We start from the raw sequence: 1,177 nt of genomic DNA on the forward strand, positions 1-1,177 counted from the left end.
GCAAGTCTAAATTTCGCAAACTTCTACTACGCAGTTACAAAAGGCTTAACGAAGTAAAAACATTCACAATTTCGTTTATGTGGTTATGTCCATTTGCAAACTCGTTTTTGCTATGCTTTATCCTATAATGTGCCTTTGTTTATTCTACTACGCAGTTGCAAGACGAAACGAAGCAAAAGATCCACCAAGCCATCATAGACCTTGAGGCTCTCATAAAATTGTGGCATTTTCTAGTTTTGCAAAGTCCCTTATGATAGGCAATAGCTCTTTGGCAGAGCAATGTTTGACGACCTGTGTATAAACGCTAAGCTAGCGTTTTAGCATCCCTTCTCGCAGAGTTACAAGAGGATTAACGAAGTAAAAACATAGACGTTTTTTTGTAAGCTTAACGACCATGTTTACCTCGCACACGTTTTGCCCCTTCTGCTTACAGTTATGAGCCTAGCGTTGTAAAAAGTAACTTTCATCAACTTCAACCACTCATTTTCTAAAGAAACTTCGTTTTGCTGATTTTTTGCACTCTTTAAGGGTTAAAAGCTTACTACACTATCCTATTCACACAAAGGCGAGAAGCCTTGTACAAAATGGTGATTTTGCTTACGCAAATGTCAACATAAAAACACTCTAAAATTTGTCTGAATTTTTTCTCAAAAATGTAGGGCAAAAATATATACTAAGTTCGATTTTACCAAGCTTTCAATTCTAATTATATTCAGCTAAACATATCAATCGCCTTAAGCTTTGATTGAGTGAGAGTTGTTTGGTGTCATTCCAAACGGTTAAGTCTCCATTTACGCTGATATTTGGGTAAAGATTATAAGAATTTGCATTGCCCATGCTTAAAAGCGAAAGGCTTGTGATGTAAGCCTATTTGTTTTTTAAAAAGTGAATCTATGGTGATAGCATCAGAGCAAAAGGCTTGAACGAGCAAAATAAATGAAAAAACTTTTTTCATAAATTTTGTCTAAACCTTTATATCAACCCCATTCAGCAAACTCATAAAGTTTTTATTTTTACCACTCTTTATAGACTCAAAGAGTATAGATAATGTATCTAAGTCCTGTTGGTTTTTAAGCAGGTCTTTGAATTTAGAGTATGTTGTATCTTTGTAAATTTCGTTTTTGCTTGTGGCTTGTATAGGTGAGTGTTTTTGAGCTGAGCTTTGCTCTGTTTGTTC

Annotated in this window: 1 protein-coding gene and 2 pseudogenes; all 3 read right to left on the reverse strand. The window is 35.0% G+C overall.

Annotated features, from left to right (window positions below):
* Nucleotides 1–61: 61 nt before the first annotated feature.
* Nucleotides 62–421: pseudogene (locus DMC01_RS16950) on the reverse strand (hypothetical protein); the annotation flags it as partial.
* Between the two features lie 317 nt (nt 422–738).
* Nucleotides 739–955, reverse strand: a pseudogene (locus tag DMC01_RS16245) (hypothetical protein); the annotation flags it as partial.
* A 9-nt stretch (nt 956–964) separates the two neighbouring features.
* On the reverse strand, nt 965–1,177 hold a 213-nt coding region (locus DMC01_RS14090; protein ID WP_185908959.1), incomplete at its 5' end, for a hypothetical protein.

This window comes from Campylobacter troglodytis, assembly GCF_006864425.1.
Lineage (GTDB): Bacteria > Campylobacterota > Campylobacteria > Campylobacterales > Campylobacteraceae > Campylobacter_D > Campylobacter_D troglodytis.